The sequence below is a fragment of the Enterococcus villorum genome (genome assembly GCF_007990225.1).
In the GTDB taxonomy this organism is placed as follows: Bacteria; Bacillota; Bacilli; order Lactobacillales; family Enterococcaceae; genus Enterococcus_B; species Enterococcus_B villorum.
Genome location: NZ_BJWF01000010.1, coordinates 19829 through 34121, shown reverse-complemented (window position 1 = coordinate 34121; position 14293 = coordinate 19829). Strand labels below are relative to the sequence as shown.

General features: G+C 36.1%; 11 protein-coding genes and 1 pseudogene. 7 read left to right on the top strand and 5 right to left on the bottom strand.

Annotation, left to right across the window (positions count from 1 at the left end; all coding sequences use genetic code 11):
* Window positions 1-514: 514 nt before the first annotated feature.
* Window positions 515-2497: pseudogene (treP, locus tag EVI01_RS05675) on the bottom strand (PTS system trehalose-specific EIIBC component).
* 240 nt (window positions 2498-2737) lie between these two features.
* Between treP and treR the strand changes: the two are divergent.
* The 7 genes from treR to EVI01_RS05640 all read left to right on the top strand — a co-directional run bounded on the left by treR (window position 2738) and on the right by EVI01_RS05640 (window position 7737).
* Window positions 2738-3451, top strand: coding sequence for a trehalose operon repressor (gene treR, locus EVI01_RS05670; RefSeq protein WP_010750729.1), 714 nt, complete (start codon window positions 2738-2740; stop codon window positions 3449-3451).
* Window positions 3452-3527: 76 nt separating this feature from the next.
* Complete coding sequence (msrB, locus tag EVI01_RS05665) at window positions 3528-3971, top strand: peptide-methionine (R)-S-oxide reductase MsrB (RefSeq protein ID WP_010750728.1); 444 nt, start codon at window positions 3528-3530, stop codon at window positions 3969-3971.
* A gap of 489 nt (window positions 3972-4460) precedes the next feature.
* The gene (gene ruvA, locus EVI01_RS05660; RefSeq protein ID WP_010750727.1) at window positions 4461-5063 is read left to right on the top strand and encodes a Holliday junction branch migration protein RuvA; all 603 of its coding nucleotides are present in this window, start codon (window positions 4461-4463) and stop codon (window positions 5061-5063) included.
* 11 nt (window positions 5064-5074) lie between these two features.
* Window positions 5075-6076 carry a Holliday junction branch migration DNA helicase RuvB gene (gene ruvB, locus EVI01_RS05655; RefSeq protein ID WP_010750726.1) on the top strand — a complete coding sequence of 334 codons (1002 nt, stop codon included), beginning with the start codon at window positions 5075-5077 and terminating at the stop codon, window positions 6074-6076.
* 87 nt (window positions 6077-6163) lie between these two features.
* Window positions 6164-6745 (top strand): TetR/AcrR family transcriptional regulator, encoded by a 582-nt coding sequence (locus tag EVI01_RS05650; protein ID WP_010750725.1) that lies wholly within the window; start codon window positions 6164-6166, stop codon window positions 6743-6745.
* Between the two features lie 17 nt (window positions 6746-6762).
* A complete protein-coding gene (locus EVI01_RS05645; RefSeq protein WP_010750724.1) occupies window positions 6763-7227 on the top strand; it encodes a low molecular weight protein-tyrosine-phosphatase in 465 nt (154 codons plus the stop codon).
* Between the two features lie 135 nt (window positions 7228-7362).
* Window positions 7363-7737, top strand: a complete 375-nt coding sequence (locus EVI01_RS05640; RefSeq protein ID WP_010750723.1) for a hypothetical protein — start codon at window positions 7363-7365, stop codon at window positions 7735-7737.
* A gap of 834 nt (window positions 7738-8571) precedes the next feature.
* On the opposite strand, the gene brnQ is transcribed toward EVI01_RS05640, so the two are convergent.
* From brnQ to EVI01_RS05620, 4 genes are all read right to left on the bottom strand, one after another.
* A complete protein-coding gene (gene brnQ / locus EVI01_RS05635) occupies window positions 8572-9924 on the bottom strand; it encodes a branched-chain amino acid transport system II carrier protein (protein ID WP_010750722.1) in 1353 nt (450 codons plus the stop codon).
* Window positions 9925-10221: 297 nt separating this feature from the next.
* The gene (locus tag EVI01_RS05630; RefSeq protein ID WP_010750721.1) at window positions 10222-11568 is read right to left on the bottom strand and encodes an amino acid permease; all 1347 of its coding nucleotides are present in this window, start codon (window positions 11566-11568) and stop codon (window positions 10222-10224) included.
* 274 nt (window positions 11569-11842) lie between these two features.
* Window positions 11843-12583, bottom strand: a complete 741-nt coding sequence (locus EVI01_RS05625) for an amino acid ABC transporter ATP-binding protein (RefSeq protein ID WP_010750720.1) — start codon at window positions 12581-12583, stop codon at window positions 11843-11845.
* Window positions 12584-12595: 12 nt separating this feature from the next.
* Entirely contained in the window at window positions 12596-14191 is a 1596-nt protein-coding gene (locus EVI01_RS05620) for an ABC transporter permease subunit (RefSeq protein ID WP_010750719.1), read from the bottom strand.
* Window positions 14192-14293: the final 102 nt, after the last annotated feature.

Genomic DNA, 14293 nt, shown 5'->3' with positions numbered 1-14293 from the left:
GTTGGGATTTCAAGCTAACGCAAAGGAGTTTAGGAACGAAGTGAAGTAGTAATGAGCCTTTTAAGAAAGGAAATAAGGCTGATGAAGAAGTATTTCGCTTCAAGCGAATAGAGGTCAATTTTTAAAATAGCTTCTCTTATTATAGAAAATTCAGCGTTTATTGTTGAGGAGTTGCTACTCCTGTAGATAGGTTGCGAAAAGGCTGTATCTCAATCAATAGGAACAAAAATGTGAAAATAGTTTCTCTTATTTTTACATTTTTGAGCTTAATTTTCGTAGAAGTAATGCTGTGAACACCGTATATATGTTTAGAGGCTGGGACAGAAGCGTTTAACGCCAAGAAATAAGAAGGAATTCACGAAAATTACTTTTCAAATTTTTGTGAATTTCAGCCTATTTCCGAAGGCGTTGCTTCTGCTTCCGCCGTTTATACTTGTTTAGAGCGTGAGGCGAAAGTATTCTTTCCTTTTGCCTCACGCTCAGTTATATGAATGTTTTTTGATTTTAAGCTAGCTTATTTGATTTTCGCTACACCGACTTGCTCACTGTGGCGAACGAGCCCTGTTTGATCGAATGTTAAACTAGCAACTTTTTCTTTATTCGTTAAAACTACTAATATATCCGTTTTCTTTCCGGCTTGTTCAATCGCCGTTAAATCCATGTCAGCAATAAGAGTCGTTGGAGAGACTTGATCGCCTTCTTTGACATAAACGGTAAAAGGAGCGCCTTTTAATTCTACTGTGTCTAATCCCATATGAACAAGTATTTCTAAACCTTCATTAGTCAAAAGACCGATGGCATGTTTTGTTTCAAAGACATTCGTTACTTTCCCCGTAACAGGTGAATAAACTTTTTCATTTGAAGGCACAACAGCATATCCTTCACCCATCATTTTTTGAGAGAATACAGGGTCTGCTACTTCAGTGATGTCTTTGATCTGTCCATCTGCAACAGCAAATAATTCTTCCATTGGAGCAGAAACAGTCGCTACGTTAACAGGCTCAAATTTTTGAGGAGAAATACTATTTCCATTTGCTGTTTGTAATTGTAAGGATGATTCTTCTGTTGGTACCACAGGATCAATTTTATTCAAAATTCCTTGACGTCTAAAAATGACAGTTAAGCCAAAAGGTACAATAATGGCAATAATCATTGAGATAATAAATGGCAACCAAGTTTCCGGTTGAATGGCTAGAATACCTGGTAAACCACCAACGCCGATTGCGTTTGCACGAACATCCATCAAGTTGGCAAACATGCCTGCTAAACCAGAGCCGACCATTGCTGCAACAAAAGGATAGACATATTTTAAGTTGATCCCAAACATTGCAGGTTCAGTGACGCCTAAATAACAAGAAATCATCGCAGGAATGGAAATTTGTTCTTCTTTTTTATTACCTCTGTGTAAGAAGATAATCGCAAGAACTGCTGAACCTTGTGCGATATTTGATAAAGCAATCATTGGCCACAGATTGGTTGAACCAAAATCAGCGATTAACTGCATGTCGATGGCATTGGTCATGTGATGCAAACCAGTAATAACCAAAGGTGCGTACAAGAATCCAAATATGGCACTAAATAACCAGCTAATTGAAGAAGTCAATCCAGTATTTACGATTGTTGAGATCCAGCTACCAATCGTCCAACCAACAGGACCTAAAATAACGTGAGCTGCTAAAACTGTTGGTAAAAGTGAAAATAGTGGCACAAAGATCATTGAAATGGATTGCGGAATATATTTACGGAAGAAAATTTCAAGATAAGCCAGCATAAATCCAGCAAGCATCGCTGGAATGACTTGTGCTTGATACCCGACCATATTTACTTGAGCAAAACCAAAATCCCAAAAAGGTATATCAGCTGCGGCAGTTGATGCTACACTGTAAGCATTTAATAATTGCGGTGAGACCAATGTAATTCCTAAAACAATTCCTAAAATTTGGGTAGTACCCATTTTTTTAGCGATACTCCAAGTAATCCCTACTGGTAAGAAATGAAAAATAGCTTCACCTGGTAGCCATAAAAAACCATTCACACCATTCCAAAATTGAGAATGTTCAACGATTGTTCCACCAAGGCTTTCAAATTGGATTCCCTCTAACACATTACGAAACCCTAAGATTAAACCACCAACGATGATTGCAGGAATTAACGGAGTAAAAATTTCTGCTAAAACGGCAATGGCTCGTTGTACAGGATGTAGATTTTGTTTGGCTGCGGCTTTACTTTGTTCTTTGGATACGCCTTCAACTCCGGAAACAGCAACAAAGTCGTTATAAAAAGTTGAAACATCATTACCAATAATGACTTAAAATTGACCTGCATTTGTAAACATTCCTTTTACGCTAGGAATATCTTCAATGGCTTTTTCATCCGCTTTTTGTGGATCATTTAAGACAAAACGCATCCGAGTGGCACAATGACTAACTGCAGCAATATTTTCCTTCCCACCGATTCCTTGTAACAGTCTTTCGGCGTCTGCTTGATACTTTGCCATAGGTATAAACCCCTTTCTTTTTAAACTTGTATAAACAAGTTGATGTCTATTCATACTATACTGGTTTCTTGACCTGATTGCAAGCGTTTTATAATAAAAAATTTAAAAATTCTGTAAACGCTACACGGGGTATGAAAATCAAGAGAAGTAGAAAATAGTAGAACATTGAAATCGTAAAAAAGCTGTAGTATAGTTTAAAAGCGAGTACAAGAATTTTACAAGTTAAGTGGAGGAAAGAGGATGAATAAATTTAACGAAATCTTTTTAGATTTGGAGAAAAAAATTTTAGAAAAACAATACCCTCCGCACACCTTACTTCCCAGTGAAAATCAGTTGATCCAAATTTACGGTGTTTCACGAGAAACAATTAGAAAAGCACTTAATCTTTTAACCACACAAGGGTATATCCAAAAAAAACAAGGGAAGGGTTCAATTGTTTTGGACCGCAATCGTTTTGATTTTCCCATTTCTGGGTTGACTAGTTACAAAGAGTTACAAGACACACAACGTATACCCAGTGAAACAATCGTTCAACTTTTAGAAGAAACGGAAGTGGATCAAGCACTAAGCGAGACAACAGGCTGGCAAAAAGGTACGGCGGTTTGGCATTTAATTCGTCAACGAAAAATCAATGGCGAAGTAGTGATTTTAGACCGTGATTATTTATTGAAAAAAGTGGTTCCTTCTTTAACAAAAAAACAAGCAGTTGGTTCAATCTATGACTATTTTGAAAATGAATTAGAGTTATCGATTGCTTATGCTCAAAAAGAAATCACGGTAGAAAAAGTTACGCCTGAAATAGACGAAGCGATGGATCTTCATGGAGATCCATATGTGGTGGTAGTAAGGGGACTGGTTCATCTAGAAGATACAAAATGCTTTGAATATACGGAATCAATTCATCGTTTAGATAAATTCCGTTTTGTTGAATTTGCGCGACGACGTAAAGTATAAACATTCTTTATGATGAGCAGATTGTTTGCTTCTTATTCTTTTGTCATTATGATTAAAAGAAAAAGGGGGCATTTTAGTGAGTAAAATAGAAAAGAATGAACATGAACTAAAAGAAAACTTGTCACCAATTTCTTACGCTGTAACCCAAGAGAATGCAACAGAACGACCGTTTAGTGGGAAATACGATAACTTTTATGAAAAAGGCATATATGTGGATATCGTCAGTGGTGAACCCTTGTTTAGCTCTGCAGAAAAATATGATGCAGGTTGTGGTTGGCCAGCCTTTAGTCAACCGATTGCACGAAAAGATATTAAAGAAAAAGCTGACTTTTCTCATGGCATGCATCGGGTAGAAGTTCGTAGTAGTCAAGCCGATTCTCATCTAGGACATGTATTCAATGACGGCCCAATTGAAAAGGGTGGTTTACGTTACTGCATCAACTCTGCCGCCTTGAAATTTATTCCATATGAAGAGATGGAACAACAAGGATATGGTGAATATCAGTCTTTAGTTGAATAAGGTTAATTCAGCAGAAGTTCATTTGTGAGAAGATGTTGTGAAAGTAGCGGTCAGCTCCGAGCGAATAAGCGCTAAATTTTTAAAATAGCTCTCCATATTTTTAATTTTTAATTCCGTAGAAGTAATTCTGTGAGCATCATTTATAAGAAGAGGTTATAAAAACACTGTTTAACTCTGTTGAGAATAAGAAAAAATTTTTTGAAGTAGCTTCTCATATTTTAAAAAATTTAGGTCTATTTCAAGGAGTTGATGCTTGAATATCATTTGTACATGTTTAGAGCGTGAGGCGATTCTTTATTTTTTGTCTCACGTTCTTTTTTAGCACCAGAAAGTACTAATTTAGCTATGATAGCTATAAGGGATACTGAAAAATCAGGGATGATTGAAAAATTATTAAGATACTTTGTTCTCTTTTTTCAAAAGAGAAAGTATGCTACAATGAAAGAAAAATATGGGAACGTATGTGTGCAAAAGAAAGAGGACAACAGGATGTATGAATATCTTATAGGTGTAGTAACTTTTATCAATCCTTATTATTTAGTGATTGAAGCAAATGGAATTGGCTATCAAATTGCTTTGGGGAACCCCTATCGCTACAGTAGTAAGATAAACAAAAAATTGAAGCTCTATGTTCATCAAGTGATCCGAGAAGATGCTCATCTTCTTTATGGCTTTGATTCTTTAGAAGAAAAACAATTATTTCTAAGATTAGTAAGTGTTTCAGGAATTGGGCCTAAAAGTGCTTTGGCGATTATGGCAAGTGAGGATCACACTGGATTGATCCAAGCAATCGAAACAGGCGATGTCACGTACCTAACTAAATTTCCAGGAGTGGGGAAGAAAACTGCACAACAAATGATTTTAGATTTAAAAGGAAAATTTGGCGAATTAAGTATAGAGACACCATTTAATTTATTTGACGAAACAACGAAACAAGATGCCACAGCTTTATCAGAAGCAATGGAAGCTTTATCGGCACTAGGATATAGTGATAAAGAAATCAAGCGAGTAGAAAAACAGCTCAAAAAAGTAGAAAATCAAACAACAGATGAATACTTGCGCCAAGCCTTAAAATTAATGATGAAAAAATAAGGAGGGAAACCATGACAGACGAACAGTTATTATCACCTGAAACAGGCGAAAATGAATTAAGTTTAGAAAAGACCCTCCGCCCACGATTACTTTCCCAATATATTGGGCAAAAAAAAGTAAAACAAGAATTAAAAATATACATTGAAGCCGCACGCAATCGTGAAGAGCCATTGGATCATGTTTTGCTTTATGGACCTCCCGGATTAGGGAAAACAACGATGGCAATGGTGATTGCTAATGAAATGGCGGTAAATATTCGAACCACTAGTGGACCAGCAGTGGAAAGACCAGGGGACCTCGTCGCTATTTTAAATGAACTGGAAGCAGGCGATGTCTTATTTATTGATGAAATTCATCGTATGCCACGAATTGCAGAAGAGATGTTGTATTCTGCAATGGAAGATTTTTATGTGGACATTATGGTAGGGCAAGGTCCTACCGCTCATCCGGTTCATTTTCCTTTGCCACCGTTCACTTTGATTGGAGCAACAACGAGAGCAGGCATGCTTTCTGCACCGCTTCGTGATCGTTTTGGTATTATTTCTCATATGGAGTACTACGAAGAAGCTGATTTAAGAGAAATTGTGATCCGTTCTTCTGATATTTTTCAAACAGAAATCATGGAAGAAGGCGCTCTAGAGATTGCCAGACGTTCAAGAGGGACTCCCCGAATTGCGAATCGCTTGCTAAAACGCGTACGCGATTTTGCGCAAGTCCAGGGTAATGGGAAAATTGATCAAAAAATTGCTGATCAAGCGTTAACCTTATTACAAGTAGATCAAGCAGGATTAGATTACGTCGACCAGAAACTTTTGCGGACGATGATCGAACTATATGGTGGAGGGCCAGTAGGGCTAAGCACCTTATCTGTGAATATTGGGGAAGAAAGAGAGACAGTCGAAGATATGTACGAACCTTTCTTGATTCAAAAAGGTTTCTTGAAACGGACTCCCCGTGGACGAATCGCCACAGCTTATGCTTATGATCACTTTGGTTACGATTATCAAGGATAAAAGATGGTGTGAAACGTTGATTAAACAGCTTTTTCTAAATGAGAAATCAAGAAAAAATTATCTAAAGAAAAACCAGGAGGAATAGGAATGGGCGAAACCGTACAGACGAAACAGTTGATAAAAAATGCGTTAATTGGTCTCTGCCAAAAACAATCTTTTCGAAAGATCAGCGTACAAAAAATCACCCATGAAGCAAAGATCAATCGCCAAACATTTTACTATCATTTTACCGATAAATATGATTTGCTACGTTGGGTCTATTATGAAGACTGTCTGCATTATTTAGATCCGCAAGCTCTTTCTTTAGATAATTGGGAAGAGCAAGCATTGAAAATGTTAAAAGCCATTGCGGAACAAAAAGAATTTTATGCAAATACGGTTTTTTCTGATCAAAAGATCTTACAAAAAGAATTTACAACGATTATTCAGCAATCATTTATTCAAATTTTTGATCAGATGGATGAAGAAAAGCAGTTATCCAAAACCGATAAATTGTTTTATGCACGTTTCTTTTCTTATGGCTGCAGTGGGGTCTTAATCAATTGGATTACCCACCATTATACAGAAACACCATTAGAAATTGCGATGCAACTATTTCGTTTAGCAAAAGATACCGAATTATATTCTTATCGGCTGTATGCAAAAGAAGAGTTAGAAAAAGAAGAGTGATCTAAAGGAGGTAACATATGACTAAGGTTTTGTTTGTATGTTTAGGGAATATTTGCCGTTCACCGATGGCTGAAGGCTTATTAAAAAAGAGAGTTTCTGAAGCAGGCTTGTCTGATCATTTTCATATTGACTCAGCTGCTACAAGTACTTATGAAATTGGTCGTCCCCCTCATCCTGGAACGCAAGCAATTTTAGTAAAAGAATCAATTGATACAAGCCAAATGGTGGCTCGTCAAATCACAAGAGACGATTTTCAAACGTTTGATTGGATCATCGGTATGGATCAATCAAATGTGGAGGATTTGAAACGAATCGCACCAGTAACAGCGCAAGAAAAAATTCATTTATTTTTAAGTGAAGTGCCTGGGAAAGAAACAAAAAATGTTCCTGATCCTTACTATACCAATAACTTTGATGAAACGTATCAATTGTTAAGTGAAGGTATAGATTATTGGATGCAAACTTGGAAAAAGAGTAAATAAAATAACTAAATATATATAAATAAAACGTTTACTTTATGAGCGTGATAGTGGATAATATTCTTGTGGTTTAGCTAAATCTTAGGTAAAATGTAGGTATTAAGTAACACTTTCTTAGCTAAAGGAGGAGTGCATTCAATGAACGAAGAGACAGTATCACCAATGAAGAAACTGACTAAGTTAGTCACGCACACGTCGTATCAGCTTTTTGATTCTTTTATAAATGACACTGAAAAAATAGCAGAGAATGTACGTTTGCAAAGAAAGTTTATTTTAGAGTTGCAAAAAGCAGCGGTTCAGCATAGTTTAGTCATTTTACAAATAAGAGAAAATCGCAAAAGCAACAAATATGAGACGATCTCAGGTTGGGTTGCAACCAAAACGATTGAAAAAGATGTCGTGATGATTCGCTTGCAAGACAAAGAACAGCAAATACGAATGGTTCCTATTGAACAAATTGAAAAAATTACCAGTCTTTCCCCAGCAGGAGATCAAGAACGGTTATCGAAATAGATGTAAAAAATTTATGCAAAAGTGTTCAACTTGATGTAATAAGTCATCGTTCACGAAAATGGTTTTTCCAGTTTCTATGATCGATGGCTTATTTTTGCTGTGCCTGTAAGCGCTTGGTTACTTTCGGAATAAAAAAATGTCCTGCTAACCGGGGAGTTAGCAGGATAAGGAGTTAAAAATGAAAAAGTGTTGTTAGGGTTGTTTGTTGGTATGCTTATATAATACTCAGGAGTTATGAATTTTTTGTGACGAAAGTTTTTCAAAGTTGGGTCTTTTTTTAGGAAAAAATATAAAAAAGATGTGTCATAGGAAGATTGATCAAATCTTTCTTTTTTATAGAAAAAAAGAACTGGTTTTTATAAAAACGAGAGTAAGTTGTACTTAAAAAGTGCAGGAGATTAAGATGACTAATTCAACAGAGGAGTTTATTTTATGGGATTCAGTGGAAAGATACATGGGCTTGTGGAAGAAATACGATAGATGGCAATAATGATTTACTAACTCGTATCTTGTTACGAAATTTTTGGGAGAAGTATTCAGAGAAAAAACACATAAATAGCATTCCAAAAGAGGCGTAGAAGAGGTACGTAAATTCACATAAAACAAATGAGTTACTATTGTTGAAGGACTATTTTCAGAGGTTTAGAAAAAATGAAAAAATAGGAGAGATATTATTTATAGCTGAACCTTATTATATAAAGTAAAACAAAATACACGCTTAAAACGAACGGTCAGTTTTAAGCGTGTATTTGAAATGGCTAAAGAATAATTTTTACATTTGCCAAATATTTTTAGAAGAGTTTTTATTTTTAATTCAAATAAGTCTCGTCCTTTTTATTCAGTGATAGCTACCTCTTGTTTCGTCTTACTCCAAAGCAAACCGATCACAAACCCAATGATAGCTGGGACGATCCAACCCATGCCTAGTTTAAAGAAAGGAAGATAAGCATTGGCAAAATCTAATAAATGTCTGATGAAATTGGTTTGTTTGATCGAATCTGGACAAGCATTTAAGCCATCTAAAATAGAAGCAATCAATGTAAAATAAGTTGTCATGCGGTAAACGCTAGGTTTTTGTTTGAATAAAGGACCAATTAGAACTAATAAGATCAAAGTCATAGCTAAAGGATAAATAAACATCAAGACTGGCAAAGAAATTTGAATGATATTCGTTAATCCAACATTAGCAACTAAACAAGCTAGGAGACTAGCAAGTGACACAAAGAAAAGATAACTTCTTTTTGGGAAGAGTTCTGTAAAGGTTTCAGCAAAAGAAGTGATCAAACCAATTCCTGTTTTTAAGCAGGCAAGGATGACAATCAGTGCCAATAAAATGCTACCGTAAGTTCCTAAATAATGGTCAGCGATTTGCGCTAAGGCAACCCCGCCATTTGAACTTAACGCAAAACCACCCAAACTCATGGTTCCTACATAGGCAAGCATGGTATAAATGATACCCATTAAAATAATACTAATTGCGCCCGATTTAATCGTGCCTTTTGCAATATCAGCTGGTTTTGTAACTCCCATATTACGGATAGTCGTCACAATAATAATCCCAAAAGCTAAAGCCGCCAATGCATCTAGCGTATTATACCCTTGAGTAAAACCAGTAAAGAAAGGATTTTCTTGATAATTCGGTTGGATACTTTGTTCAACCGTACCAAGCGGATGAATGAATGCCAGTAACAAAAGGATGCCTAACAAAACCAAAAATACCGGATTAAGGAATTTTCCTACATAATCAAGGATTTTTGTCGGACGTCTAGATAACCACCATGTTGTAAAAAAGAATAAAATACTAAAAATAGCTAAAAATAATGTTTGATTTTTGGCATCAATAAATGGAGCTAACCCAATCTCAAAAGAGGTAGTAGCTAAACGTGGTAAAGCAAAAAATGGACCAATGACTAGATAAAGCAAAACAGTGAAGACAAACGCATATTTTTTATTGATACGCTGCGTGAGCTCATAAACACCTGCTGTTTTTGAAACACCGATGGCAATGACTCCTAAAAAAGGAAGTCCGATTCCTGTGGCTAAAAAGCCAAGGTTCGCCCAAAATACAGCAGAACCAGCTTCTTGACCCATGTGCACAGGAAAGATCAAATTGCCAGCACCAAAAAACAAGCCAAACAACATGGAGCCGATAAACATATTTTCTTTAAACGTCAATTTTTTTGTCATAGATTTCTCCTTTATTATTTATACTTTTTTAAAAGTAACAAAAATACCATGAATGATCAACTTTTTACGTATGAAACAAAAAATATAATTAGATAATAATAGTTATTTAAAGCGAGTTAAACCAATAAAGATTTATTTAGTAAGAACGATTAAAGTGAAAAGCATAATAGAATTTCTTCATTGAATACCTTCCACTTCTAAATGTTGCCTATGACTCATCCAAAAGGAAGAAAAACACTCTTTGGAGAAACATTTCTTAAAAAGAAATGTTTCGACTATATATACCCTTTTATGGGCTTATTTTTCGTATTTCATTCGATAAATCATTAATAATGCCATAAACCAAACGGGTGTTAATAGTAAGGCAATACGCGTATCTTTACCAAGAAATAAGACAAAACAGATAAAGAACATGAAGGCAAATACAAGATAATTACTATATGGATAAAAAGGCATTTTAAAGGTGTGCGCTTTTTTTCCAAGGATACTTTTGCGATATTTCAAATGGGTGTAGACGAGCATCCCCCAGATGAATAAAAAGCAAGTAGTAGCAATACTGCTGACCAGTGTAAAAACTTCACTAGGCATCACATAATTTAATACGACAGAAATAAAAATGACAATTGTTGAAAAAACTAATGCATTTCCTGGTACTCGATGGGAAGTGAGTCGTCGAAATTTTTTAGGTGCACTTCCTTCTTGAGCTAAGGAACGCAACATACGACCAGTACTGTAGATGGCACTATTACATGCAGAAGCTGCGGCACTCAATACCACCAAATTAATCAACGAAGCAGCAATCGTAATACCTATTTCTGAAAATACTTCCACAAATGGACTGTTATTAGCATTTAAGCTATTCCAAGGATAAATGGACATAATGACTAATAATGAGCCAAGGTAAAAAAGAATGATCCGAATTGGAATGTTATTGATTGCCTCAGGGAGTACTTTTTTAGGATTTTTTGTTTCACCGGCTACTAAACCAACTAATTCGATTCCTGTAAAGGCGAATGTCACCATTTGAAAAGAGAGAATAAATCCTTTTGTGCCAGTAGGGAAAAAACCGCCATGGGACCAAAGATTTGTGAGACTAGCAGATCCAGCACTTGTTTTATAGTGAGTAATAATCATGTAAATGCCGATGATAATAAATGCGATAATCGAAACAACTTTGATTAATGCAAACCAAAATTCTAACTCACCAAACAGTGAAACAGCGACCATATTTAAACCAAGTAATAATACTAAAGCGATGATTTCCGGAAGCCATTGTGGAATGCCAGGCACCCAATAGCGTACATACATACCAACAGCTGTTAAATCTGCCATTGCTATAGCAATCCAACAAAACCAATAAGTCCAACCAGTCACAAAAGCAACTTTTTTCCCAAGATATTCTGCAATAAAATCCAAAAATGAGTGATTATCTGTATTGGATAAGAGAAGTTCACCTAAGGCACGCATAATGAAAAAACAAATACAGCCAGTTATAAGATAAGCAAGTAAGATAGAAGGCCCAGCTAACTGAATTGTTTTTCCTGCTCCTAAAAATAGACCCGTTCCAATCGCTCCTCCAATTGAGATCAATTGGACATGGCGATTTTTAAGCCCGCGCTGTAATTCTTGTTGCTCTTCAACCATTGTAAATCATCCTAACTAAAAAATTTAATTATTTTAATATTAATTGAATTTTCTAAAAATTACAACTTAATTCAGAAAATATTCAAAAATACCTTTCATAAAACCAATATTCAGGCCTATAATTCTAGCAATAACCTTAGGTTGAAATAAGATAAAGCACAGTAAAAAATGATAAATTCATCGAAACTTTCTTAATACAGGTATGAGAACCTAAAGATAGAGAAGAAAACAGCCTTTATCAAACCGATTAGAGGTGGTTGATAAAGGCTAGTTTTTATTTTTTTAAGATACGGGATAAAAATTCTTTCGTACGTTCTTCTTTTGGATGAACGAAGATATCATCAGAAGTACCTTGTTCGGCAATCACACCTTTGTCCATAAAGATCACACGATCAGAAACATCTTTTGCAAACTCCATTTCGTGAGTCACGATGATCATGGTCAAACCAGTGTGAGCTAAGTCATTGATTGTATTTAATACTTCACCCACCATTTCAGGATCAAGGGCAGAAGTAGGTTCGTCAAAAAGCATCACGTCTGGGTTCATGGACAAAGCACGAGCGATAGCGACACGTTGTTTTTGCCCACCGGATAATTGAGAAGGTTTGGCTTCGATGTAACGTTCCATTCCGACTTTTTCTAGGTTTTCAAGAGCCACTCTGCGGGCTTCTTCTTTGTTTCTTTTTAAGACCGTAAGTTGTCCAGACATACAGTTTTCTAAAACATTCATATTGTTGAAAAGGTTGAAAGATTGAAAAACCATGCCAACATTTGTCCGATATTTCGGTAAGTTGTATTTTGGTGCGAGAACATTTTCACCGTTATACATAATTTCGCCACCGGTTGGTTTTTCTAAAAGATTGATGCAACGTAAGAAAGTTGATTTACCTGAACCAGAAGAACCGATGATCGTTACCACTTCGCCTTTTTGAATGTCCATGCTGATATCTTTTAACACTTCGTTTTCACCAAAGCTTTTTCTTAAATGATTGATTTTAATGATTGCTTCACTCATGATTCTTCCTCCTTATTCTTGCAAGTTTGCGTTGTCAATTTCTTCAATTTTTGTATAAGCTGAAGGACCGTCAATTTTTTTCTCCACCACACGCAAGATTCTGGTGATCGTAAAGGTCATAATCAAATAAATGATACCTACGATCGTAAAGGTTTGGAAGAACTGGAAGTTCGCACCAGATGCTGAGTTTCCTTGGAAGAATAGATCAGCTACTCCGATAACACTTAAAACAGCAGTATCTTTGATATTAATCACAAATTCATTTCCAGTCGCCGGCAAGATGTTACGTAGAACTTGTGGAATAACCACTTTTCTCATTGTTTGTCCATGTGTCATACCGATTGCTTGTGCTGCTTCAAATTGGCCTCCATCGACTGCAAAAATACCACCACGGACGATTTCAGTCATATAAGCTCCCGTATTGATGGAAACAATGAATAAGGCAGCAATCGTACGATCAAGGGAAATTCCAAATGCTAAAGCTAACCCATAAAAGACAACCATTGCTTGAACCATCATAGGTGTGCCACGGAAGACTTCAATATAAATTGACAATAAGAGGTTTGCTAATTTTTGGAAGAAGCAAGTAACTGCATTATCTGATTCAGGAATAGAGCGGAAGACACCGATTAGTAGGCCTAAAGTCGTTCCAACGACTGTTCCGATTAATGCGATAAATAAGGTAAGACCAGCACCGCGTAGAAACATATTACCGTATTGATCCCAAATTGTTTTAAAATCACTCAACAAACCAGCTTTTTCTTCGTCTGAACTTGTTGAAGCAGGTTGATCTTTGATTGCTTGATCCATGATATCTGTTCGTTGATCTTTCGAAATACCGCTAAGGATTTGATTGACTTTTTGGATATCAGGATCGCCTTTACGCATACCAACAGCAATTTGTACATCTTCTGGATTGGTTTGGAAACCGTTTTTTCCTTCTAGTTCCAACATTTTTAAATCTTTGTTGACACTTGTTGCTGTGACACCCTCAGGACGTTCACTTACGTAACCATCGATCATGCCTGATGCTAAAGCAGTACGCATGGCAGAAAAATTATCCATGGCTTGTTGTTTATTCACACCAGGAATTTGATCAATCACATCATAATGGAAGGTGTTCAATTGAGCAGTGATTTTGGCACCAGAAAGGTCAGCTAAACTTTTGGCGTTCGCATATTTGCCATTTTTTTGTACCACTACGACTAATTGTGATTCATAATAAGGATCAGTAAAGTCGATCTCTTTTTTACGCTCTGCTGTGGGGCTCATTCCAGCAATAATGGCGTCAATTTTACCAGACTGTAGCGCTGGAGCAAGGCCATCCCATTTAGTTTGAATAATCACTAGTTTTTTACCTAAACCATCTGCTACTTTTTTAGCAATTTGGACATCATACCCACCAGCGTAACTTTTTTGACCTTGAATAGGTACGGCATGATTGGCGTCGGTTTGCTGTGACCAGTTGAAGGGGGCGTAACCCGCTTCCATTCCTACACGAAATTCATCGTCTGGTGTTTTTTCATCAGCGTTGACAAAACTTCCCATACTAAAGAATGAAAAAACAAAGGCTATCATTAAAATAAGTGTCACTGAATTTTTTTTCATTTTTTTCTCCTTTTCTTTTTACACATATGGCTTTGATTTCATGAAAAATGAAACGACTGAAAAGCCATTTTAAGTTAATCTAATTTTACGTTCCAATAGATG

What these genes read in the sequence shown, in the direction of transcription:
- EVI01_RS05625 (WP_010750720.1), bottom strand. Translation starts at nt 12,583, where the DNA reads ATGAGTGAAGCAATCATTAAAATCAATCATTTAAGAAAAAGCTTTGGT.
- brnQ (WP_010750722.1), bottom strand. Translation starts at nt 9,924, where the DNA reads ATGACAAAAAAATTGACGTTTAAAGAAAATATGTTTATCGGCTCCATG.
- ruvB (WP_010750726.1), top strand. Translation starts at nt 5,075, where the DNA reads ATGACAGACGAACAGTTATTATCACCTGAAACAGGCGAAAATGAATTA.
- EVI01_RS05640 (WP_010750723.1), top strand. Translation starts at nt 7,363, where the DNA reads ATGAACGAAGAGACAGTATCACCAATGAAGAAACTGACTAAGTTAGTC.
- EVI01_RS05620 (WP_010750719.1), bottom strand. Translation starts at nt 14,191, where the DNA reads ATGAAAAAAAATTCAGTGACACTTATTTTAATGATAGCCTTTGTTTTT.
- EVI01_RS05630 (WP_010750721.1), bottom strand. Translation starts at nt 11,568, where the DNA reads ATGGTTGAAGAGCAACAAGAATTACAGCGCGGGCTTAAAAATCGCCAT.
- EVI01_RS05645 (WP_010750724.1), top strand. Translation starts at nt 6,763, where the DNA reads ATGACTAAGGTTTTGTTTGTATGTTTAGGGAATATTTGCCGTTCACCG.
- EVI01_RS05650 (WP_010750725.1), top strand. Translation starts at nt 6,164, where the DNA reads ATGGGCGAAACCGTACAGACGAAACAGTTGATAAAAAATGCGTTAATT.
- treR (WP_010750729.1), top strand. Translation starts at nt 2,738, where the DNA reads ATGAATAAATTTAACGAAATCTTTTTAGATTTGGAGAAAAAAATTTTA.
- ruvA (WP_010750727.1), top strand. Translation starts at nt 4,461, where the DNA reads ATGTATGAATATCTTATAGGTGTAGTAACTTTTATCAATCCTTATTAT.